Source organism: Microbacterium sp. P03 (assembly GCF_043556235.1).
GTDB lineage: Bacteria > Actinomycetota > Actinomycetes > Actinomycetales > Microbacteriaceae > Microbacterium.
Genome location: NZ_JBIGIM010000001.1, coordinates 201,983 through 224,754 on the forward strand (window position 1 = coordinate 201,983; position 22,772 = coordinate 224,754).

Sequence of the window (22,772 nt, forward strand, 5' to 3'; positions counted from 1 at the left end):
ATTGCGGCGCGAGCCCCTCTCCAACGAATCGCCGCTAATGCGCCGGCGACGGCCCAAACGATCAGAAGCACTTGGAGCACCCATACCCAGGGAACGTCACCCTCATCGGTAAACCGCATCCATGCAGTCCATACGAAAAGAAGCGCAGTCACGACGACAAGAGTCGCTTGCCAATTCTTGCGGCGCTCCAGACTCATCCGCTGTTGCGTGAGAGAGGCGGGGGGAACGGTGCCGTGATTCGCGCTCACGGACTCGATACTTTCGTGCGCGCACCGACCGGTCAAGGACCGGATGCCCGATTACCCATCCCTGAACGGGCGGCGGCCCGGCCGGTACCCCACGGCCGACAGATCTTTCTCTACTAAGCGCGCTCGACGGGGAGCCAGAGCTCGCAGGTGGCTGTGCTGAAGTCGTCGGCACGGTCGAGTACCGCGACGATGGACGGCCCAGGCCGGAGCCGCCAAGGGTTCGACGGAAACCAATCAGTCGCGGTCGCAGCCCATGCCTCCTGCAGCGCAGCCGGGTACTCGCCCTCGGTGTGGAACACCGCCCACGTGCCAGCCGGAACCTCGATCGTGTCGAGATGGTCGGCCACCGGGGCCGTGCCCGCGACTGCGACGCCGTGCAGGTAAGTCAGTTCGCTTCCCTCGGTGTAGTCCGGGTCGACGTCGGCGCTGACCTGGAGCAGACCGGCCGGCTCGGTGTCGCTCAGGGCTTTGAGTCGTGCGTGTTCTGCCGCCGGCAGGGAGGCGATATGGGATTGGATGTGCGGGTTGACGCCCTCGTGAATGAGGGGCACGCGGGTGGCGTGGCCGACTAGGAGAGACGCCGGTCGATCGGTAATTCGGGTGTCCATGGTGATGTTCCCTTCTACGGTCAGGCGGAACCTGAGCTGCGGTTGCGTGCGAAGGGGGCCACCATTTTGCTTGACGTCGCCGACGCTGACGCCATGCACCGATCGGAATGCTCGACCGAAGGCCTCGGTCGAGCCGTAGCCGAAGCGCACCGCGACGCTCAGCAGGTCGTCCGTTCCGAGAACGTCTGCTGCCGCGACTGACATGCGGCGACGCCGGATGTAATCCGACAGCGGCATCCCAGCGAGTGACGAGAACATCCGACGGAGGTGGTACTCCGTCGTGCCGAGTTCTCTCGCCAAGGATGCAACGTCGAGGTCGTCGTCCAGACGACCTTCGACCAGTTCAACCAGTCTGTTTAGCTCCACGATCATGCCGCCTCCTTGGACTCCCACACTTCCGGGTCGTCACGATCGGCACCCTACTATCGCGGTCCGATCGGATCGCCTCTGTGCTCCAGAACGCGCCCGTAAGACGGTCCATCAGCGCGACAAGTCCGTCGCGCAGGAGGATCCACTTAGGGGCGGATCGATATCCGCGACTACAACCGCCGTTTCAACAAATCGAGTGGCGCTGGCTTACGTCATGACCAGGTCGCGACATCAGTAGCTGGAACCAGCTGAACGCTTGCGCCACGCCTGAGCGGTTGTGCGTACTGGGCGCGTAGGTGATCGGCGAATTGCGCGCCCGCAGGAAGGTCCTCTCGCGCCACAGGACAATCGGCAAAAATTAGGAGTGTTCCTCTGGTGTGGGCTTCGGTGGGAACCGGCGGTAGTGAAGTGTCGAGGTTGTCGAGGTAGTCCTGCCCGAGCCATGCCCACGAGACCGGATATGGGGGTAAGCCCATCAGATCCCCGCTTGGAGCAAGGTAGGCGACGAAATCTGAGTCCGGGGTGTAGGACAGTGTCCGACCGTTCCATCGCATGCCGGTCTGCACCTCAGCAGAAGCAAAGACGGCGGACGAAGCGGCGGCAAAGCGGGTGAAGAAGCGGCGAACCGCAGTCCGCCAGCCCGGATGCTCGAGCGGCTCCATCAACACGGTCAGAGTATGGACGACGAATCGCTTGTTCTGCCGGTTGTTCGAGATGACACCGTTGAGGCAAGGCTGCGTGCAGCGCAGAGTGATGAATGGATCGGCGCTTTCGGCGAGTGTGATGAAGGCTTCGTCGCCGTCGATAGCCAGCTTGTGCTGCAACGGCTCGAAGACGCCAAACCGTCGCGGGAGCGCTTCGGGCAGGTCTCGTCGGGCGCATCCGAGCCACATCCGCGCCGTGTCTCGCCCGCTGATGGCCGGTGCGTACCAGGTCATGACCAGCACATTTGTGGACGTCCCGTGAGCAACGGGATGCACTTCGCGGAGTCTGGCCCCGCGCCGGGAGAGTGCGGCCTGAGGGTCTTCGACGACCCCACCGACGGCATGAGCAAGACGTGCAGCGAACCGCAACGCATGGGGGATCTCCGTTGCGCTGCTTCCCTCTACTGAGAGTCTGTAAAGGTAATGGGGTTCGAGGATAAGGGCGACGATGTGCTCCGGTACATCGTCCGGATCGAGGTCGACTGGCCCTTCGAAGGAGAAGCTGTACTGCCGGCGAACACCGCGGAGTACGGTGATGACGTCTCCACCAGGCGCGTCATCGACTGTCAGAGATCCAAGGTGCAGCAGCTCATCGATCCCTTCTCGCGACAAGCTCGTCCTCCCGTACACGCGGACGTCGTAAGACATATCCAAGACCTCCTCCTGCGCATGAGGCACCCCGCCCGTCACTGCCCATCATGTCTCACCACCATCGTTGCGTCGACGGATCCGCGGGCCGCCTCCGAGTTGGCTCTCGTGAAAAAGGCAGCAGTGTCCGCATGGCGATCCGTTTCCGGACGGCGAGGGATTTCGGTAGGAGACGAGCGGGGCGGTGCGTTGCCGAGAAACCGCAATTCTCGAGGGGTTAAGAGCGGGAATGTGCGCGCTTGGGGCTTCAGTCCAACGGGGATGAGTACCGATCGTGGCGTCGAATCAGCGTCTGTCGGCAGGAATGTTCATCATTGACGGCGTGCTTAGTCGCGTCCGTGCGCCCAGTATTCAGTGGCCAGCGGAACGTCGCATGTTGTCAGCAGGAATCCCTTGACCCATCCGTATCCGAGGATCAGCTTCGGGTCGGGGAAGAGTTGACTCACCTTGCCGTTTGCGTCGATACGCGCGGCGCCGTCGCTAGACATCGACCAGCGAGCGTCACCGCTGATCGTCACCGGTTCACCGGACAAACACCACCGCCCCTCCCCATTTTTGGTGACGTCGTCCGCGAGGACCACGTTCGTCAAAGTGGCGCTGCCATCCTTCCTGAGGATGAGGCTTGACCTATCCCCGGTGTAGTTCGCCGGCAACCCGACTTGCGAGTCAAGCTCCGCTAAGGCCCGAGGCGCGTACAGGGAGGTGTCGATCACGCTGACAGCGATCAACCCTGCGATAAAAGTAATCGCGACCGCCGACCAGGGGCGTCGCCACCTGGGGGGAGCGAGACGTGCGACGCACCAATACCCGGTCACCGCCAACACGATCACTCCGACGATTCCGATACCCCACACCACCCACGAGTCAACGACCATGTTGTCAGGGTACGACCCGGCACCGAATGCACCTCGAAGCGCCGTCACTGCCGCGGCATCTAGGTTGCGTGCGAAAGCACCACTCAGCGTCGCGGCGGCGGAGGTGAAGGCCGTCGATCAGCTCGTCTGACTGGTCTTGGCAAGTCGCGCCCAACTCCTCCCTTGCGGGTCATTACCTGGGGCTGAGTCCGTTCGTGTGGGGAGAATGGGGCGTGGACGTCTTAGCCAGCATCTCCGGTCGCTTCGGCGCTGTCATCTTGAGCGCCGTCTTGCTAGGGGTTCCGCTTGCTGCAGTGGCAGTGCTCGTATTGAGCAGGCGCCGGGTCGCGGCGGGGCGGGCACATCGCTGGGCGTTGCGGTCCGCAGCGGCCGAGGTAGGTCTGGTCGTCGGGACTGCCCCCTGGATCTGGTTGATCTTGACACCCACCGGCGCACCTAGCAGCGTGCGTCTGGCGCCATTTCGAGATCTGGCTGGTGTTCTCGAGGGTGGAGATGCCGTGGTTCAGCTTGTCGGCAACCTACTGGTTTTCGCGGCTTTCGGATTCTGCTTGCCCGTTCGGTTCCGTATCGCCGCCCCAGCAGGCGTCGTACCCGCCATCGCGCTCATGGCCGCAGCTTCTTCGACCGTCCTCGAGTTGCTCCAGCTGGGGCTGAATCTCGGGCGGGTCACGTCCGTCGACGACGTCCTATTAAATGCGTTGGGCGCCGCGCTGGCATCGCTGCTGTCCTACAAATGGTGGCGAACCCGAATCGGACCACATGAAAACGGCGCCTGAGGGAGTGTGATCGAAACCGCCATCTCCGCCGCCAACCAGTGCAATCTCGATCGCGTAGTCGTGGCAGACGGGTGCTGGCATTCTCTTTTGCCGGACGTGATTCGCGGTGCTTTCGTCTGCGAGCAGATGATCGGGGTCTGTCGCGCTCGGGATCGCTAAACGGTGAGGGCGCCGGTTCCGTCGCATCCGGGTTGCGACCCTATTCCGCTCGATCGCGCCGTTGTACTTTGAACCAGTGAAGAGCTTTCTGGTTAGGTCCGGCATTCTCGCCTGGTTTCTGGTGCTGGGAGGAAGCCTCCTAGTTGTGGCCAGCCTCCTCGCATTGATCCTTCTTTTTGACCGGCCCCTGTCGTGGATCCCCACCCTTCTGTTGGGCGTGTTCGGGTTGTATCTAGGGGTATCGAGCCTTCGTGAGATCCGCCAGATTCGGGGACACGTCCAACAGAGAGGCAGTGCGGAATGAATCGCTCGCTATTCATCCAAGGCGCGGTAGCAACGCCCCTGCTGCTTCTTCTGATCGTCTTCATCGCCAACCAATGGTGGCCAGCGGTAGTGATAACCGTGATCGCCTTCTTCGCTTCGAGCTTCCTCGCCCGAAGAGCCGTTGCTAACCAGCGAATCGACGAGGCAGTACAGGCCAAGAAGGACTTCGACGCAGCCACACGGGATGACGCAGACTGAGCTTGCAGGTTGCCCTTGCGACGATGCCGCAATATTGGAGCGTAAATTGGAGGCCGCAGTGAGCGATGCCTCACCGATGCTGAGCAACCGCCTCCGGGTGGTTGTCTGGACAACCGTGACCGTTGTTTCGATCACATTGGTGGCGATTGCGACCTGGGCGGCGGCTAGCCTTTTCGCCACCCTCTTCCCGACCGATCCCTACGGGATTCGAGCGCATATGAATTTTCCGACCTCCTACACCACAGCCCGGGAAACTGGCGCCGATGAGCGGAGCGTCATTGTCTTGAATGAGGACGGGTCGGCCTCCGTCACGAATCTGGGATTCGGAGAGGTGAAGACGGTGGATGGGAGAACATGCGCAACGGTTACCGGAGAGCCGTATTCAGGTGAGGCGACGTGGAGTTCGTACAAGCAAGGGTGGGTGCTCATCGAGTCCCCCGCAGGACAGACGGCGTTGGGTGGTGGGTGGTACAGGTTTGACATGGATTGGACGGAAGCCGCCACGCGAGACTGTGCAACGCAAGAGCAGTCTGAATACGTCGGCGGACTCGAAAATGTGAAGCGTCGATAGCTGACTGAACATCTCCGTTGCGGTTCATCGGCGGCGCGGCCCACCTCGATGCCGAACAAGGGCACGCCGAATGACTGCTGTCTGCTACACAGATCCCATGCCCGTTGACGAGGACTACGCCCGCGAAGAGCGGATCAGGCGCCTGCGCCGGATCGTAACCGCGGGGCAGGCGCACCTGCTCTACGTTCACGAGGCGGTGCCGACATACCTGCGACTTGGCACGATGTCAGACGAGTCAACCAATCGGCTCTTCGGTGGGCACGACACGTTTGCCGAGCTGGCGACCCCAGAACTTCAGCGCGAGACCCACGTGTCCATAGGTTGGATGGTCGACCAGCATTCTCACGGCACCTACACGCGGATATATCGCTGGATTGCCGACTCGGATAACAGCTCGCCACGGAATCTCAGCGACGCCCTTGCTCTGGAATATTCGAGGGTGCCCCGTCTCTTCCAGATCACCGCCACGAACTCGGAGGAGACCGTGGAGAGTCAGCTGGGGAGGCTCGCCGAGCTTATCGAGCAGCGCCTTCTCATCTTCGCAGCTCAGCTCCGCATCGACGGCGAGTTCGAGGACGTCACGCCTGCCCTGCGCGATGCCGCTGGGGGATGGCCCCACCTGCGAGGACAACTGCCCGATTCGGTCCTCGACGGATACCTCGCCACGATGCGGAAACGCCGCACTCGCTCCGACATCGCCGGTGCCATCGGTGCAGCCAAGGAAGTCGTTGAGGCGACCATGAAGGTGCTCGCCGCCAAGCACGGAGCCGTTCCCACAGCCACCGCGCCCGATCTGCACGACTGGTGGAGAGCACTACGTCCCCATCTGGTCGACGCTCAGGTGGAAGCCGCCCTCGGCGCACGAGAGGGCGCGGTACTGAAACTCATCAGCGGAGAGGTGGCAACGGTTCAGGCCCTCGGCGAGCTACGAAACAGGGTGGGCACTGGGCACGGACGGACGGCGCATCCCGCTGGGCTAACCGCTGCTCACGCGCTGCTCGCCGTCGACACCGCGCATACCGTCACGCGATTCCTGGTCGGCTAGTGGCTCAGCCAATCGCGAACGGAGAGGACCTGCACGGACCGCTCTACGCCTGGTGCGCGGTGGCGCTCGTGCACGCCGACCGAATGTACGCCAGTTTCCAGGCCTGGCTCCAGGCAGAGGCCGAGCATCGGTTCTATCTCGGCTGGGTGAACAACGGTCGTGATGAGAAGTGGGAGGAGACCGCTGCCGAGTGCACCCACCGGCTGACATTCGGCCGGCTTTGGCAGCTGACGGCCGACGTCCAAGGCTTCATCAATGCCGCGGCCCAGGTCGAAAAGTGCGTGCGTACCATCGGGTCAAGGGAGTTTCCCGACCCACCGCCCGGTCCCTCGATTCGCGACGTGCGGAACTTCGAGGAGCACTGGGAGAACCCGTTCGCGTACACGGTCAAGCAGGTGAAGGGAGAGCTGCAGGGCGACATCGAACCCGGACAGATGCACTTCACGGGTAAGGGCCTCTGGGTCGCGAATCTCTCGATGTTCGACCTCGTTGACTGGGTTCGAGCGGTCCAGCAGAAGGCGGCTGTCGTAGTGCGTGAGTCAGGGATCGAGCCGCCGACCGCGCGTCATCATCTGCTCCGGGTAGACCCGCCGAGTAAGCGCGACCACGACCAAGCGCGCGCGCCCGATGCCGGTGAGGGGCGGAGCGCTTCGTAAGTCCGCTCCACAGCTGACCCGAAAGGTCAGTGGCTGGCAGAGCAGCCCGAGTGCCCGAAAGTCGCAGCAAGTGAGCTGCCGATGGGACTGAGCGTGATCACCTCGTCCCCTGGAATGGCCTGGCAGGTGCCCCAGGAGGTTCCCGCCCGGAAGCCGGTCCTCGAGCGCGACAGCATCGTCGCGAAAGCGGATCCACGACCGGCCTTCCGATTGTCCCGCAATTTCACCCTGGCGTGCGCTACCTGCGTCGTTTCACCAAGTAAAAGACCCCGACGAGAAGCATCGCGACACCGATGGCGAGTCCTGAGTAAACGACAGCGCCCTGGGTAAGCGAAGGAAACCGTGCAGACGACGATGACAGGTCGCGGGTGAGTAGAAGCGGCACGGCGATCAGGATGCAAATCGCACCGATGCAGGTGAAGAAGAGCCCCGCGCGAAAATTCTTGTTGGATTTCATGCATTCGTCCGATCGGGCTCGGGGCTACACCCGGGGGGTTCTGGCGCGCTTGGTTGATCCTGGCAGAACACGATACTGATAGCCGTGCCGGTCGAAACACGCAGTTCCCGGTAGTCGGACAGGGAAATGCCCGCAACGGGGTCACTCACGAACCGGCTCAGCGTTGGTTTCCAGTATTAAAGGTGCGGCGCCGCATCTCCCGCTTGGGATCGCTCATCGTGATAAACACTCCCGGAGCCCAACTACCAGAACGACGACCAAGCGAGGAGGGCGACGATCACTATCGCGGTCAAGCCGATGGTTATCCATCCCGTTCGCGAAGACCCTTTGCTCAGAGTTGGCCGGGGTCTGCGACGCCGAGCCTCTCTCGGATCTCGCCAGCTTCCTTCTCCAATTCATCACGTTGGCCGATCGGTGCATCGAACAGCATGGCTGGCGGCAGCGACATCGCCCGCAGTTGCGCGTCGATCTCCTGCAGCCGCGCACGCAAGCCGTCTGCATCATCGTGACCGGGTTCAGTCATCTTCGAACGTCCCTCTTCCCATGACAGAGGCGACTCTAGCGCGACCTGAGTGGGCGCCCGCATGCGGATCCGCGTGCGGTCACGGCTAGAACCCGCCGTTTAGGCGTATGGTTCGCGGGTGGCAGATCGTCTGCGTCGCTCAGTCGTTGTTGGTCCGGTGACTCGTCTTGGTGATCCTGCCGCGTCTGGGTGGTTGATCATCCCATCTCCCGTCGAGAATGTCCGTGATGCGTTGGATACGGTCGCGAAGGCAGCGAGCGGCATGACGACGATCGAGTCCGATGCCGATGGACTCTTGCTGGGTGTGCGGACATCCGTAGCCGGGCATGCCGTTGCGGTTCGGTTTGATGTTCGCGAAGAACCCCCTGTAGGCACTCGGGTCGACGCTGCTGGTCGGACACCGCGCGCCATCGTCGGAGTCGACGCACGACGACCTCGGGACGTTATCGAGACGGACCTCGACGGCTTAGAAGAATGGCATCGTTCAGCGTCTCGTTGAACCATGGGCAATCGGGCATCCGGTCCTTGACCGGTCGGTGCGCGCACGAGAGCATCGAGTCCGTGAGCGAGAACCACGGCACTGTTCCCCCCGCCTCACTTGTCCGACAGCGGATGAGTCTGGAGCGCCGCAAGAATTGGCAAGCGACTCTTGTCGCCGTGTCTGCGCTTCTCTTCGCATGGACTGCATGGATGCGGCTTACCGACGATGGTGACGTTCCCTGGGTATGGGTGCTTCAAGTGTTTCTGATCGTGTGGGCCGTCGCCGGCGCATTAGCGACAGTTCGTTGGAGACGGCCTCGCGCCGTAATCACCCAGTTCGAGCTCGAGCGCGGCCGCGACGCTGACCGTCAGTAGCGCGCTACAGACGACCTAATTGCCCCGGCGACCCGCTGCTCCCTTCGCCGCAAAACAATCCGTTGGCGCGCAGTGCAACCGGGACCCTCCTTTGACGTTGAGAGTAGATTGCCTGGCATGTCCACCGATCCTCGCGCCATCCACCGGCAACGTGTGATGCGTGGTTGGGCTTTGACACTATGGGTTGCCACGCCGTTGGCGTTTCTCCTGACGATTGTTTTCAACGTTACGTGTCCAGAACCGTCAGCCTGGCGCTGGATTCTGAACCTCGTACCCGTATTGCTTCTCAGTAACGGTTTCATCTTCTGGCGCTTCTCGGACCCGGCGTACTCGGGTTACCCACCAGTCGACGACTCAGTTCCCGACTAAAGGTGGCAGCGCGCGGCAATGGGGTGAGCCCGATGCCGCGCTCAGGGATCGAGGCCTGGTACAGCCCCAGACGCCGCCACTCGGGCGTCGGCGACGTCTCACCACTCGTGTTCGAAAACACCCATCACGCCGCCATCGCGGCATCATTCACTACACAACCCGTATCCACCGAACTGGGTTCAGCTCCAACCGAGCGGACGCGCCGTCGCGTATCGAAGCGTGGGCGCTTCCGCGGGACGTAGTGCTATGAAGGTTGAATCATCTTTATATATCTCTAGCTCATGCAAGAAGCCGTTTCGAAGATGAATCAGCAAACTGACAGTGATTCCGTCAGCATCTTCATATCTCCCCTCGACGGGAGCAAGGCCCGCAAAACCAGCGGGGGATCCCTTTTGTGGATACAGCCGAATACTCCCGTCGTCGTCTATCGACTCAACAAGAATTCCATCCAGTTGCGCACGAAGTTCCTCAACGTCTTGGAAATCTTTCTGCAGCAACCATTGAAGCAGGCCCGACTCTTCGTTGGATGGCCGCCGGACCTCTGGGTTGCTAGAGCACACAGTATGTTTCTACCTTTACGTTTCCTTCACTATCAAGTGGTCGGAACACTCGATTCGTCGCGTCTCCTATCCACGGTGGGGCATCCTCAAACGGTCCGCGCGTCAACTCCAGTCCGCACGCCTGCGCTGCTTGACGTAGGAATCCGCAGTGTAGCCCGGACGAGCCGTCGCCAGATCGCGGCAAGCTAACTTGGATTCGAGGTAGTTCCCTGCAAGATCGGGCGCGAACCTAGATCCAGTTCTTCTTTATAGATTCCCGCGGGTCATTTCGTTATCGCGCGAGACATTTCGACGGTCTTTCGGAAACAAAAAGAGCCTGGGAATCGCCGGCAAATGTCCGATCTGTCGAGAATCCGGTTCGAGCGGGCCAGAATCGCGGGCGCCGCACCAGGTGCCGTTCGAATCGGCTGGTGGCGGTCAGCTCCTAGGAGGAAGATGTCACATACCCTGCGGTCATGGCGAGAGCAGCAGCCCCTCTGAATTGGCTTCCCGCACACCAGGCGCATGTCTTCTACACTGCAGCCCACGTCGACTCAACCATCGAGCTGCTTTCCGACGTCCTCCACGTGTACCTGGCTGCCGACCCTCTGCAGCTGGAATCGCGCTTCACGCCAACTACGGAAGAAGTGGTGTTGAACGGCATTGATCCGTTGCCGGAAGCTGTCCCTCGCCTCTTCGCCGACGCATTCAATCAGGCGCGGAACATGCTTGAGCACGCGTTGTACGCCGAGGTTGAGCACCGGCTGGACCGCGAGCTTTCAGAGAACGAGGCAAAGGCCGTGGAGGTGCCCGCGACTAAGTCGCCAGAAGCATTCAGCCAGTGGTGTCGTCATCCCCATCGACGCAGCTTGGGTCTGTTCGACCTAGGCTCGGATCTCGTCAGCCGGTTGGAACGGATCCAGCCTTACCACCGCAACGACAGTGACAACCATCCCCTCCGCATGCTCGTCGAGCATACGAACTACGCGAAGCACCGCGAGCCCACCGTCGCTTTCACTCGCGTCGGTCGCGTCGACGTCGGCGCGGTGACGTCGGCGCCGTCGGCGCAGACCGCGGAGCACCAGGAAGTCGTCCACATCGGCTCGGTGCTGGCATCCGCCCCGCGAGGCAGACGCGTGGAGGTTGCAGTGTGGCCGCAGGTGATGGTGCAGCGACCACACACTGGGGTTTGGCGCACGCTGATGCACGAGGTGCGGGACATCGAGGACTGGATCCGACGGATCGCGATGCCTATCGTCGTCGAAGGTCGGACGGACCTCCCAACGGTGCCACCGCATCTCGATCTGAGACGCGGGTACGCCAGCGTCGAAGAGGCGTGGAACGTCGCCGGCGTGGTCGCGGCAGCTGGCCGCGCGACTCGCAGAATGACAGCCCAGGCACTCCGCCGAGACATCCGCGACATGCTGGTGGACGAGAACGGCGAAGACCTGCGCGACGCCGCTGACGTCTGGCTTGAAAGCCTCGGCGACGGCGAGGTCATTGCCACCTTCGAGCCGGTAGGAGAAGCGGCCCAGCGGGGTGATTCCGCGACGGTGGCCCGCTTGACAGATGAGTGGCGGGTAGCGATAGGCCTAGCCCGAAGAGAAGCTGCTGACGACTGAGCGCTTGAGTTACCCATCGAACCGCCAGCTCACCGCGTCGCAGACGCTCGCGGGCGGCTACTGCTGTGCAGCCACGTGGTCAGGTTCTTGCACCACCGTGTCCAGCAGCTGCGCGGCGGCGGTCCCCATAAGTGGGTGGCAATCCTGCCCGGGTACGGCCGCACGCCAGACCGCTGCCCACACGAACGGTGAGAGCTTCCGCGACTGACTTTGTCGCGATCGAGGATCCAGAATCGGTCAGCGCCGGCTGATTATGTCAGTCCGCGGTAGATGCCCTCATCGTCGACAGCGTCTGCGAATTCATGCCAGTCCATATTCGCCAGGTTCAAGTTGTTCTCGACGGACCAGAGCTCTTTTGCAACCGCCCGAAATGGGCTCTCGTCGCCGTTGAGTTGGATCGCCAGCACCGGAAGGTCGGGAGAACCCAGGGTGGTTTCATCAGCGACGAAGAGAACGGCCGCTTCGCTCGGGGGAACTGCAGCTCGAATCGCGTCCGCGGCCTGCCCGTACCAGCGGCGATGATCGACCGGCTGAACATAGGCCCGGAACCCGTCGGCATTCTCGCGACCGATCACCGCAAGCAGCTCACGCCACTCAGCCGACATGGAGCGGCTGGTTCTGACCAGGAGTGAGTCGCTGGACAACGGGAGTGATTGCACCAGAGGAGTCTGTCAGACGGGTCGCGAAGACCCCGCCGACGGTTTGGCAGGTCGGACCGGTTGAGGATCGCTCAGCGGGGCATCACGCTGTTGCGTACACCAGCACGCCCTCGGCCTCCAAGCGCTCCAGTGCGAGCGTCAGGTCATTGGAGTCGCGCCAGCTGATGCCAACCAGCTTCTCTGAGTAGACGTCAACGACGCAGCCTTCGGCGGCAAGGGTTTCGCTCGGCTGGCGCCACGATTCCCCGCCGTCCTCGAACCACAGCCTCGCGCTTCGGTAGCCGCCGCGAGCAACTACTTTGGTCACGACGAGGGCGCCCTCGTCCGAAGAGGCGACTCGCACGGTGTCACCAAACGCGACTTGCGCAAACAGTGCCGGGCAGCCACACACGGTGAACGTGTCCTCGGCAACCTTCGAGGCATTCAGCGCTTCCCAAATCGGTGCCCCTTCGATCTCGGCATCGGGTGGCAGGACAAACCACACCTGCGCGTCGGCGGCTAGCGCGTCTGGTGCGGGAATCAAACGGGTCCCGTCCCATATGGACGCCAACGACGGGTGCTCGCGAAAATCAGTCACGACGGAACGGTAACAGCACGCGCCGCTGGGGACCGCAGCTAAGGTGCCCGCAGCCGGGCGACCGCCCGGGCGACCGGAGAACGACGACTCAATTCCGTGAGGCGGCGTGCTTGCTATCCGGGTCGACCCGAGATCCGGTCAAGTAGTTGGAGTGCTTCCTCGACCGAGACTCCGATGCGCGTACTGAACTCCCAGTTCTCAATGGAGTCCGGCCCGTTGAGGACTTCATTCAATGCGTTGACGACCGCGACGATGTCGTCTGCGGCAAGGATGTACTGATCGCGGGCAAGCCACTCTTCACCGTCCCCCAACCAGCTTTCAGGAGGCGTTCGATAGTGGCCCGTCCGCAGGCAATCTGCACACGCCCACACGTCCTCGCTAGTCAGCCCGAGCCAGCGCGACCGAGTGCGGGATTCGTCAGATAGCGGTGCGGAGCACCAGTCGCAGTACTCTCGTGCGTGATCGGTCGTCATCCCGGCACGATACCGGGACGTTCGAGAGCCCTTCGTATTGCTAGGGATCTCGGACGGGCAACCGATAGTTCTTTGACGAGTCCTTGTTCGCAGTGTTGAACGTAGTGTCAGCAGACCTCGCCAATCCATGGAGAGTCGGTCTGGTCGTCGTCAGCATCGCTTTCGCCTGCTACTTCATCCCCAGCATCGTCTACCTCTGGCGACGTCGACGGTGAACCAGAGAGAGCAACGCGACGATCGATCTGCGTAACGCTCACATCTGTCGAGCCCTGTGGCGGATCCTCCAGCGCACCGGTGGACGAGGCGTCGCGAGTAACGATGTTGGCGTCTTGCTCTAGCGTCACACCATGGATAGCAAGCAGCTCGTGCTGATCTGGGCCTGTGTCGTCCTTAGCGGCGTTCTCGCCGTCTTGATGCCAGTTGTGGTTTGGCGACGGCTCCAAAGACCTGAGACCTTGCGCGAGGCGTGGAAGTATTCGAGCCCGGGTTGGAGGGTGACGGGCTGCGTTGTACTGCTGGTCGTCTTCGCGCTTAGCGGGATCCTGATGGCTTTTCTCGCCCACAAGCACTTTTTCCTGTGGGCCACAGTCGCTCTGCTTGCCGGCGCCTTCGCGGCAACGATGCTCTACCTCATTCGCTTCGCCCCATACGATCCACGCGACGCTCTCTTGGAATCTCAAGAACCGGAACCGCCTGCAGCTGACTTCGATCCTCCAGAGCGTCAATAGCGGGTCGGCCATCGCTCGGTTGCTCGGGACTCGGTTCGCCCGGCGCCGACGGGTGTCGAAGACCACCCTCATTCCCGTAAGACCCGCCCGGGAGAGATTTGAAGACAGGTGCGTCTTACGGCACCGCAATCGACGGACCGAGATCAGTCCACCCTCAAGCCCGGCCGACGCGCATCCGATGAGCTATCCCGTCGACCCGTCTATGAACTCCCAGCAGAAGAAATAGCGATGCACGCAGGCACCAATGTGAATCGGTGGCGCGGATATGCAAGATTGAGAGTAGCCTGAGCGCATGCGCGGGGGATTGGAACGGTGGAAGCGGGGCGTGGACTCCCGCGGCATTCGCAACGCCCTGGCCTACGCGCTCGAGGGCACGTGCGATGCCCACCACCCGCCTGCTCCGGCTGGTGCTGCTGCTCTTGAGGCGTATAGCGAGGTCGCTGGCGCGAGCGTGTCCCGGTTCGTTGTCGAGGAGCGCATCAGCAGGGACACGTTGAGCGCGGGTGGTTTGCGGGTGTGGTTGTCCGGGTCGGACCCGGTGACGGGGGAGGAGCGGGGCCGGCAGCGGCTGAGCGCGGATGCGGACCTGGTGTTGGACGGAACCATCAACCACCCGAAGTCGTTCAGTATCGCCGCTCTCCTGCACCCGGACCTCGCGGTCGAGTTCGAAGCGATGCAAGACCGACTCCGGGATCAGATTCTTCTCACCTGGCAGCGGGAACTGAACGTGCGCCGCGGGCACGGCGGGCTGGTGCGGGAGGACGTCGCCCGGATCGAGGTCGTCGAGTTGCAGCACCGCCGGTCCCGCGCGTTGGACCCGCACGCGCACCGCCACCTGTGGCTGAACGTCAAGGTCCTCGGCGCGGACGGCAGGTGGTCGAACCTGGACTCCCGGGTCGCGATGAAACTGCAGACCGTCATCAACGCGGAAGGTGAGCTCGCCGCCCGCACGGATCCCGAGTGGGTTGGTGCGCTCGCACGGCATGGGTACACGTTGGACGAGCACGGTGAGATCGCACAGCTGGCTGCGGCGGTCCGCCCGCTGTCTCGACGGTCTGCGCAGATCGAGGCAAACCGGGCAGGACTGATCGCCGAATGGACGCTCGCCTATGACGGGGCTGCCCCGAGCGTCACCATCCTGGAGCAGATCGACCGGCGCGCGTGGGCACTTTCACGGCCGAACAAGCCAGACAATCTCAATGAGCAGTCGTGGGAGGCAGCCGTCCGCGACGAACTGGAAACGCTGGATCCCGCGTTGCTGGTTGAGCGCGCCCCGACGATAGTGAACGCGACAGTTCTCACACATCTTGATCTGGGGCTGCTCGCTCAGATCGCCGTTGCGGACGCGGATGCGAGGTCGACCCGTTCCGGTGGCCGGTTCAGCGCCTTTGATCTGCGCGCGGAAGCAATCCGCGCGCTTTCCGAGAGCGGTGTGATTGCCGCACGCGGCGACCTCGCCGACACGATTGATCGGATCGCGGAGATGGCGCGCAGCCAGGTGAGGACACTCCTCCCAATGGCGGACGTACCGGGGCACGTGAAGGGGCTCATGGCTAGTCACGTGGTGCGCCTGAAGCTCCGCCTGACCGCGCATCTGGACGGTGTTGCAACGACGGGGCGGGCGCTCCTTCCTGAGGAGCTGGCCCGGAGCGTGCCCACCCCCGAACTCGTTGCAATGCTCGACACCTCCCAGCTCGCTGCGGCCGGAGCGATTGCTGGAACGGATGGGCTGGTCGCCATCACGGGGCCTGCTGGCACGGGAAAGACGACCATGCTGCGTGTCGCGCGCGAGGCGCTCCACCCACAGAAACGACGCATGCTCGTGGTCGCGCCAACCCGGAAAGCGGCATCGGTCGCGGCGCAGGAGGTCGGCGCGGCTGCGACCAGCGTCCACGCGCTCCTCTACGACCACGGATTCCGGTGGAGTATCGGGCCTGCGGGGAACGAAGTCTGGACGCGTCTCGCAGCAGGAGACCTCGACCCGACCACCGGTACCGCGTATCCCGGGCCGACGAAGTTGGTCCTTCGGGCGGGTGATCGCATCGTCGTCGACGAGGCAGGGATGCTGGACCTTGAAGCCGGAAACGCGCTCGTCGAGGTAGCGCTCGCTCATCGCGTGGGGATCGCGTTCGTCGGCGACCCGCATCAGGCCCTCCCCGTCGGGCACGCAGGAGCGATGGGCTCCGCGGTCCGTTCCGCGAACGCGTGCGTCGAGCTGGACACGGTGCACCGCTTCCGCGACCCCGACTACGCCGCCCTCACCCTCCAGCTGCGAGATCCCGGCAACATCGACGCAGCGACCCGGATCGCGGGGGAGCTATTCAACCGGGGCCACGTTCGGCGGGTAGGAAGCGAGGAGGACGCCCGCGATCAGATGGCCGACACGTACTTCGGCGAGCACGCCCGCGGCAGGAAAGTTGCGCTGGTGTGCGCTACCAATGCCGAGGCTGACGCCATCAACGACGTTATCCAACGGCGGCGCATCGACATCGGCGAGCTCAGCCCCAGCGTGGTCGCGGTCGGCATGGGGGAGCAGAGGATCTTCGTCGGCGACGTCGTGCAGACCCGCCGAAACGACACCGCCGCTGGAGTTGACAATCGTGCGATCTGGCTCGTCCACAACATCCAGGACGATCACATCACCCTCCAATCCGATCGCGACAGCGGCGAACTTCGTCGCGTGACCCGCGATTACGCCCTCGAGCACCTTCACCTCGCGTACGCCACGACCGTCCACGGCGTGCAAGGAGAAACGACTGACACATCAATAGTCGGACCAGGCGTGGACGCGGCAGGTCTGTATGTCGGTCTCACCCGTGGCCGGTCCCATAACACCGCACTCGCTGTCGCCAGCAGCGACCGCCGCGCTGTCGCAAACATCGCGGAAGAGATGCTGCGTGGTACACCCGAGGTGACACTGCACGACGCGTTTCGTGCCGCAGAAGTGGAGCTGCGTCGAGCCGCCCGGGACGCATCCGCAAACTCGGCGGCGGCCGCGACGCCATCTCGGGCAGTCCATGTGTCCCTCTGACGTCCGACGCTCTATGAATTCTCGATTGGCGCTACCGAACGAGCGGCCTGCCGCGCCTGAGTCGCGGCAGCACATGGAAACGCGGCAAAGGGTGTCCGCCTCATCCATCAAGACCCGTCGCTGTGCGTCGCGGCTCTATCCGTCCACGCGCGTGCTCACGCTCAGCTCCGTCGTTGCCTGAGGGGGTGAAGCTCACCCCTCCTCTTATCGGTCGCCGATGCGTACCGTTACCGACATGAACGAAGCGGTTCTCAGTCCCGACCTAGCGAGCTTCCTCCGCGCGCGTCGCCAGAATCTGACGCCAGCGCGAGCAGGTATCGATGCCGGCGGTGACCGACGAGTCACAGGTCTGCGGCGCGAAGAGGTCGCGGGTCTCGCCGGAGTGAGTCTGGACTATTACCGGCGACTGGAGCAGGGACGTGAACGGCATCCGTCGCTCCAGGTCCTCGAAGCATTGGCACGCGCTCTTCAACTCGACGCGCACGCGTCGCGGCACCTGTTCGCCATCGTCTCGCCGACACGTCAGGTAGAGGCGACTACGACCTCCGTCAGCGACGGCGTTCAGCTGATGCTCGACCACGCGCTGGTGGCGCCGGCCATGGTCGTGGGGCCAGCATCCGACATCCTTGCCCTCAACGCGCAAGCGACCGCTCTTTACAGTGCCTTCGCACGGGTGGACAACCTGGCAATGATGGTGTTCCTCGACTCCGCGGCTCCTGACTTCTATGCCGACTGGGACGCAGTGGCGCGGGCGTCGGTTGCGAATTTACGCGCTGCGTCGACGCAATTCCCCGGGGAACCTCGCGTCGCGAAAGTCATCGGCGAACTCTCCATGGAATCCGCCCTGTTCTCGACGCTATGGGCCGAGCACGAAGTGCGCCCACGCATCGAAGCGGAAGAGCTCTTTCACCACCCCGTGGTCGGTGACTTACGCATCCAGTTCGATGCCATGGCGGTGTCCGGCGTGCCGGGGCAGCGCCTCTACGTCTATACGCCGATCCCAGACCATCCCGGCTCCCGCGCGTTCCGCGCGCTCCTTGAGGACGGCGCCCTCCCGCCCACGAGTCCGCTCGTTCCCATCGATCGTCACGGGGAGCATCTCTCGCTTCCAGGCTGAGCTCGACTCCCTGCTCAGCCGTCGCAGCTGCTGCGGCGGTCTCACCCCAATTGGCACATCCCGTGCACAAACACGTCACACTGACGACCCAAGGAGACAGATTCTCATGACCCAGACCAGCAAGTTCGACAAGGTGGTCGACTCGCGCCCCCCGACGTCCGGCAGGCTATCCCGGCCGCAGTTTCTCGCCTGGCTCACAGCATTCGTTGGCTGGGTCTTTGACTACTACGAGATCGCGCTGATGACGTTTCTCATCGTGCCGATCGCGGTGGAGTTCAGCCTGGATGTCGGCCAGACGGCTCTGCTTCTTTCAATGCAGCTGCTCGGAATCGCAGTGGGCGGGGTCCTGTTCGGCTACCTCGGCGACCGAATCGGTCGCCGACGCGTCTTGATCATCACCATCGCACTTTTCGGCGCGTTCACCCTGGCTCGCGCATTCGCACCGAGCTACGAGATCCTTCTGATCTTCGGGGTGGTCGCGGCGATCGGGCTCGGCGGAGAATTCGGTGTCGGACAGTCCCTCGTGAGCGAAGTTGTCCCGACTGACAAACGGGGACGGTGGGGGGCGGCGCTTTATAGTGGCGCCGGCATCGGTCTTGCCGGGGCCGCGCTCGTGGGCGGACTCCTCCTCCCCGTGATCGGGTGGCGCTGGGTGTTCGCGATCTCGTGCTTCCCGGTCCTGCTCGCGCTCGTTGCCCGGTTCACGGTTCCGGAGTCCGAAGAGTGGGAGAAAGTCACGGACGGCGGCGTGCGGGCAAAGACAGACTGGGCGCTCATCTGGTCGGCGAAGTTCTTGAAGCCTCTGTTCCTTTCGATCTTCGCGTGCTCCCTCTCCTTCTTCGGCTTCTACGGGATCGCATCCTTCCTGCCCACCTACTTGATCACCGTGCAAGGGTTCAGTTTCAGCAAGGCAGCGTGGTACAGCGTCATCGTCGGCATTGCGATCACGCTCGGCTCGATCGTGTCTGGTTGGGCGGCGGACCGGGTCGGTCGTCGCGTTGCCTGGACGATATGGGGATGCTTCGCGACGATCGGATGCTTGGTCCTGGGGGTGCTGTTCCAGTCGGCCGTGATCAGCCTGTGGAGCTTGGCCGCTGTCTTCCTCACGTATTTCGGAACCAGCGGCGCTGCGCTGTTCGGTGTGGTGTTCGCCGAGCAGTTCCCGACGAGAGTTCGCTCGCTGGGTGTCGGAGCTGCCCTGCAGATCGGTAGGGGGCTGTCATTCTTCCCGCCGCTTATCGCCGCGGCGGTCTACCCCGTCTATGGCTACTCGCCGCTCGCTTTCGGTGCCGCCATTCTCTTCGCCCTCCTGGCGATCATGGGATGGGTCTTCAAAGAAGGTAAAGGCCGGCCTCTTGAGGAGATCGAGGCGGACTTCGCACCCGCCTCCAAGCCGCAGACTGCGAACCTCGCGAGGGGCGTCGAATGAGCACCAGTTCCGAGCTGGACAATCTCTACCGCGGCTTCGTGCCGCCGGCTCACACGGCGGCGATCGCACCGGGGGTGTGTGCGACGGTGCAACCGGACGGAAGCTGGGGGCTGAGCAATGCCGGGTTCGTGTTCGACGGCGGTGAAGTCTGCGTCATCGACACCCTGCTGACGGAAGGTCGGACACGGAGCTTTCGTGACGAGGTCCGACGGTATACGGGCCAGGAGGCTGTCAGTTACGTGGTCAATACGCACCACCACAGCGACCACACGTTCGGGAACTTCGTTTTCGAGGAAGCAGTGATCGTGGGGCATGTCGTCTGCCGAGAAGAGGTGCTCAACGTTGGCCTCTCTCCGATGCGTAAAGACCCGTTCGTGCCATGGGGTGACATCCGCCTGCGGCCTCCCGAGGTCACTTTCGAGGATCGGTTAGAAATTCATCTTGGTGCGACGCGCATTGAGCTGATCCACGTTGGGCCTGCCCATACTCGTGATGACGTCATCGTCTGGCTTCCCCAGCCGCGTGTTCTCTTCGCCGGCGATGTCCTGTTCAACGCCGGCACTCCGATCCTGACCGATGGATCACTTGCGGGATCGATCGCTGCGCTGGACCTCATGGAATCGTTGAACCCCTCCGTGATCGTGCCAGGCCACGGCGAACTGGCCGGCGGTGCGCAGATCGAAAGCTGGCGGTCATACTTCGAGTTCCTCAGCAGAGCGGCCACGCGGGCATCCGATCGCGACATCAGCCCGCTGCAGGCCGCCCGGGAACTCGATCTCGGGGAGTTCCGCGATTGGGTGAACCCAGAACGCATTGTTTTAAACCTGCATCGAGCTATCGCCGAGGTCCGGGGAGCAGCGCCCGGCGCGGTACTCGACAGCGCGGAGATCTTCGCCGACATGTTGCGGTTCGACCCGACCGCATACGGGCACAAGCTCGTCGACGGGCGCGAGACCTACGTGGAGAAGGAGAACGCATGAGCGCCCTAACGACGTCGCCCGACTACTTCACCGAGTTCTCGCGGGCACAGCTACGGCGGGAGGATGGGATCCTGGAGGTCACTCTCCACACCGATGGCGGATCGCTGCAATGGGTGACGGCGGCACATCGTGAATACGAGCAACTCTTCCGCGCTATCGCGAAGGACCGCGCGAATCTGGTGGTCATTCTGACGGGCTGCGGTAGCGACTTCTCCGGTCCGGAGGCGAGTCTGGCAGGGAGTAACCACATCGGGTCCCGCACCCCCGATGAGTGGGATCAGTTTCGCAGCGGGGGCAAAGAACTGCTTCTGAACCTTCTCGACATCGAGGTTCCCATCGTCGCGGCCGTGAACGGACCCGCGCGCCGCCATGCCGAGATTCCCCTGCTTTCGGACATCGTCATCGCTTCGCAGAGCGCGGTCTTTCAGGACTCCGCGCACTTCGTCAACGACGTCGTCCCTGGGGATGGGATGCATGTGGTCATGCCGCTCCTGCTCGGGTACAACCGTGGACGCCATTTCCTCTACACCGGGCGGGAAATCCACGCCCAAGAGGCATACGACATCGGGCTCATCGCTGAGATCCACCCCGCGGAAGCCCTCCTCGGCCGGGCATGGGAGATCGCCCGCGAGCTCGCAGGACGCCGAGACATCGTCAGAAGACACACGAGATTGGCCGTCACCCAATTGCTCAAAGTTCAGCTCATGGAGGTGCTCGAGTACGGACTCGGGCTGGAGGCACTCGCGGCCATCCACACTGAAAAGGAAGGAGCGTGACCATGCCAGGGACCGATGTTCCCCGCGGGGAACGGATCATCATCCGAAACGCAACCATCCTGACGATGGACGAGAGCATCGGCGACTTCGCCAACGGCGACATCCTGATCGACGGTGGCGTGATCGTGGAAATCGGGCCGTCGATCCAAAGCGACGCCCACGTCGTCGAGGCCAACGGGAGCATTGTGCTCCCGGGGTTCTGCGATCCTCACATCCACTCGTGGGAAGGTGCGCTCGGACGGCTCATCCCCAACAACGCGTCCACGCCCGAGGCCGATGGTTTGCCGGAGGTAGTGCGACAGGGATCCGACAGCACACGTGCGTATTTCACCGTGCTCCACCACCGATTTGCTCCGCTCTATGAGCCCGAAGACATCTACATCGGGACGTTGGCGACTCTGCTCACCGCCATCGACGGCGGCATCACGTCGGTGGGCGACAACATGCACAACGCCCGATCCTTCGATCACTCGGTCGCCGCGGTAGAAGCGCTGATCGATTCGGGAGTACGCGGATTCCACGCGTACGGTCGACCGCGCGTCGGCTCTTATGACCTCCGCTTCCTCGCAAACGCGGAACGCCTCCGGGATCAGTACTTCTCGTCCGACGATCAACTCACCGCAATGCGGATCTACGCGCTCGGACGCGACGATCCCGACGAGGTGCGTGACCTACTTCGTGTCCGCCGCGACCTGGACCTGTGGGTAACCTTCGACAGCGGCTTGGAGACCCTGCCGCTCGAAGAGCTCTACGGATCCGGTGAGCTCGATGATCGCGTCACCCTCAATCACGCGAGCTTCCTCGATCTCGATCAGCGCTCACTTCTCCGCGACGCCGGCTCGCGCGTGAACGTGTGCCCGAGAATCGAGACGCAGTTCCGGCGGGGAGACATTCCCTACCGCGAATGGGTGGACATCGGCGTGCAGCCGGGTCTCAGTAACGACAACCCGGCCACGTTCGGGATCGATATGTTCGCCGAGATGCAGACGCTCTATAACCACGTCCGCGCACAGGGCTACCGTGCGGGAGTCGAACCACGGATCACACTCCGTGAGACCCTCGCCGCCGCCACACGTCGGGGAGCAGACAACTGCGGATTCGGCGAGATCTCGGGGGTCCTCGCCCCCGGCCGCGCCGCGGACCTGATCATGATCGACACCACCAACGTCCGCCTCACACCCACCAACAATGCGTACGCGAGCGTCGTTCAGGCCGCTCACCCTGGCCTCGTAAGCGCAGTTATGATCGGCGGACGCTTCCGAAAGTGGGAGGGAGAACTCGTCGATGTAAACCTCGGCGAGATTCGTAACCGCATATTCGCATCCCAGGAGCGATTGTTTGCGAAAGCGGACTGGCCGCTCAGCCGCATCGACTTCAGCGACTGAGAATCAGCGAACCAGTGCGACGGCGTCTATAACACCACCTCGAAGCAACCCGCCAGGTTCATACGTCAGCG

21 protein-coding genes are annotated in these 22,772 nt (G+C 63.0%); 10 read left to right on the plus strand and 11 right to left on the minus strand.

Going from position 1 to position 22,772, the window contains the following annotated elements:
- Nucleotides 1-361: 361 nt before the first annotated feature.
- The 3 genes from ACFXOO_RS00850 to ACFXOO_RS00860 all read right to left on the minus strand — a co-directional run bounded on the left by ACFXOO_RS00850 (nt 362) and on the right by ACFXOO_RS00860 (nt 3,452).
- Nucleotides 362-1,228, minus strand: a complete 867-nt coding sequence (locus ACFXOO_RS00850) for a GyrI-like domain-containing protein (RefSeq protein WP_394562492.1) — start codon at nt 1,226-1,228, stop codon at nt 362-364.
- A gap of 209 nt (nt 1,229-1,437) precedes the next feature.
- A complete protein-coding gene (locus tag ACFXOO_RS00855; protein ID WP_394562494.1) occupies nt 1,438-2,577 on the minus strand; it encodes a hypothetical protein in 1,140 nt (379 codons plus the stop codon).
- Nucleotides 2,578-2,903: 326 nt separating this feature from the next.
- Nucleotides 2,904-3,452, minus strand: a complete 549-nt coding sequence (locus ACFXOO_RS00860; protein ID WP_394562495.1) for a hypothetical protein — start codon at nt 3,450-3,452, stop codon at nt 2,904-2,906.
- 299 nt (nt 3,453-3,751) lie between these two features.
- Between ACFXOO_RS00860 and ACFXOO_RS00865 the strand changes: the two genes are divergently transcribed.
- Nucleotides 3,752-4,228: a VanZ family protein gene (locus ACFXOO_RS00865; protein WP_394563168.1), complete on the plus strand. Its 477-nt coding sequence runs from the start codon at nt 3,752-3,754 to the stop codon at nt 4,226-4,228.
- Between the two features lie 471 nt (nt 4,229-4,699).
- Here the strand turns inward: ACFXOO_RS00865 and ACFXOO_RS00870 are convergent, their stop codons facing one another.
- Entirely contained in the window at nt 4,700-5,089 is a 390-nt protein-coding gene (locus ACFXOO_RS00870; RefSeq protein ID WP_394562496.1) for a hypothetical protein, read from the minus strand.
- Nucleotides 5,090-5,577: 488 nt separating this feature from the next.
- Between ACFXOO_RS00870 and ACFXOO_RS00875 the strand changes: the two genes are divergently transcribed.
- Together ACFXOO_RS00875 and ACFXOO_RS00880 are read left to right on the plus strand one after the other, a co-directional pair.
- The gene (locus ACFXOO_RS00875; protein ID WP_394562497.1) at nt 5,578-6,525 is read left to right on the plus strand and encodes an abortive infection family protein; all 948 of its coding nucleotides are present in this window, start codon (nt 5,578-5,580) and stop codon (nt 6,523-6,525) included.
- Nucleotides 6,526-6,584: 59 nt separating this feature from the next.
- On the plus strand, nt 6,585-7,181 hold the full coding sequence (locus ACFXOO_RS00880) for a hypothetical protein (protein WP_394562498.1): 597 nt from the start codon (nt 6,585-6,587) through the stop codon (nt 7,179-7,181).
- A gap of 238 nt (nt 7,182-7,419) precedes the next feature.
- On the opposite strand, the gene ACFXOO_RS00885 is transcribed toward ACFXOO_RS00880, so the two are convergent.
- The 3 genes from ACFXOO_RS00885 to ACFXOO_RS00895 all read right to left on the minus strand — a co-directional run bounded on the left by ACFXOO_RS00885 (nt 7,420) and on the right by ACFXOO_RS00895 (nt 9,945).
- Complete coding sequence (locus ACFXOO_RS00885; RefSeq protein ID WP_394562500.1) at nt 7,420-7,638, minus strand: hypothetical protein; 219 nt, start codon at nt 7,636-7,638, stop codon at nt 7,420-7,422.
- 331 nt (nt 7,639-7,969) lie between these two features.
- Nucleotides 7,970-8,161 carry a hypothetical protein gene (locus tag ACFXOO_RS00890; protein WP_394562502.1) on the minus strand — a complete coding sequence of 64 codons (192 nt, stop codon included), beginning with the start codon at nt 8,159-8,161 and terminating at the stop codon, nt 7,970-7,972.
- A gap of 1,403 nt (nt 8,162-9,564) precedes the next feature.
- Nucleotides 9,565-9,945: a DUF6984 family protein gene (locus ACFXOO_RS00895; protein WP_394562504.1), complete on the minus strand. Its 381-nt coding sequence runs from the start codon at nt 9,943-9,945 to the stop codon at nt 9,565-9,567.
- 455 nt (nt 9,946-10,400) lie between these two features.
- On the opposite strand from ACFXOO_RS00895, the gene ACFXOO_RS00900 reads away from it, so the two are divergent.
- Nucleotides 10,401-11,546, plus strand: a complete 1,146-nt coding sequence (locus ACFXOO_RS00900; protein ID WP_394562505.1) for a hypothetical protein — start codon at nt 10,401-10,403, stop codon at nt 11,544-11,546.
- Nucleotides 11,547-11,797: 251 nt separating this feature from the next.
- On the opposite strand, the gene ACFXOO_RS00905 is transcribed toward ACFXOO_RS00900, so the two are convergent.
- From ACFXOO_RS00905 to ACFXOO_RS00920, 4 genes are all read right to left on the minus strand, one after another.
- Complete coding sequence (locus tag ACFXOO_RS00905) at nt 11,798-12,205, minus strand: DUF6924 domain-containing protein (protein ID WP_394562507.1); 408 nt, start codon at nt 12,203-12,205, stop codon at nt 11,798-11,800.
- 82 nt (nt 12,206-12,287) lie between these two features.
- Nucleotides 12,288-12,782: a DUF4265 domain-containing protein gene (locus ACFXOO_RS00910; protein ID WP_394562509.1), complete on the minus strand. Its 495-nt coding sequence runs from the start codon at nt 12,780-12,782 to the stop codon at nt 12,288-12,290.
- A 113-nt stretch (nt 12,783-12,895) separates the two neighbouring features.
- Nucleotides 12,896-13,255 (minus strand): hypothetical protein, encoded by a 360-nt coding sequence (locus ACFXOO_RS00915; protein ID WP_394562511.1) that lies wholly within the window; start codon nt 13,253-13,255, stop codon nt 12,896-12,898.
- 107 nt (nt 13,256-13,362) lie between these two features.
- Nucleotides 13,363-13,995, minus strand: a complete 633-nt coding sequence (locus tag ACFXOO_RS00920) for a hypothetical protein (RefSeq protein ID WP_394562512.1) — start codon at nt 13,993-13,995, stop codon at nt 13,363-13,365.
- Nucleotides 13,996-14,275: 280 nt separating this feature from the next.
- Here ACFXOO_RS00920 and ACFXOO_RS00925 point away from each other — a divergent pair, with 280 nt between their 5' ends.
- The 6 genes from ACFXOO_RS00925 to ACFXOO_RS00950 all read left to right on the plus strand — a co-directional run bounded on the left by ACFXOO_RS00925 (nt 14,276) and on the right by ACFXOO_RS00950 (nt 22,701).
- Entirely contained in the window at nt 14,276-17,014 is a 2,739-nt protein-coding gene (locus ACFXOO_RS00925; RefSeq protein ID WP_394562514.1) for an AAA family ATPase, read from the plus strand.
- 235 nt (nt 17,015-17,249) lie between these two features.
- Complete coding sequence (locus tag ACFXOO_RS00930) at nt 17,250-18,131, plus strand: helix-turn-helix transcriptional regulator (protein WP_394562515.1); 882 nt, start codon at nt 17,250-17,252, stop codon at nt 18,129-18,131.
- Between the two features lie 106 nt (nt 18,132-18,237).
- A complete protein-coding gene (locus ACFXOO_RS00935) occupies nt 18,238-19,560 on the plus strand; it encodes an MFS transporter (protein ID WP_394562517.1) in 1,323 nt (440 codons plus the stop codon).
- The gene (locus ACFXOO_RS00940; protein ID WP_394562518.1) at nt 19,557-20,540 is read left to right on the plus strand and encodes an MBL fold metallo-hydrolase; all 984 of its coding nucleotides are present in this window, start codon (nt 19,557-19,559) and stop codon (nt 20,538-20,540) included. The genes ACFXOO_RS00935 and ACFXOO_RS00940 overlap by 4 nt, the downstream gene beginning before the upstream one ends.
- Nucleotides 20,537-21,316: an enoyl-CoA hydratase/isomerase family protein gene (locus ACFXOO_RS00945; protein ID WP_378852253.1), complete on the plus strand. Its 780-nt coding sequence runs from the start codon at nt 20,537-20,539 to the stop codon at nt 21,314-21,316. Before ACFXOO_RS00940 ends, ACFXOO_RS00945 begins: the two co-directional genes overlap by 4 nt.
- Before the next feature lie 2 nt (nt 21,317-21,318).
- Nucleotides 21,319-22,701, plus strand: coding sequence for an amidohydrolase family protein (locus ACFXOO_RS00950; protein WP_378852251.1), 1,383 nt, complete (start codon nt 21,319-21,321; stop codon nt 22,699-22,701).
- Nucleotides 22,702-22,772: the final 71 nt, after the last annotated feature.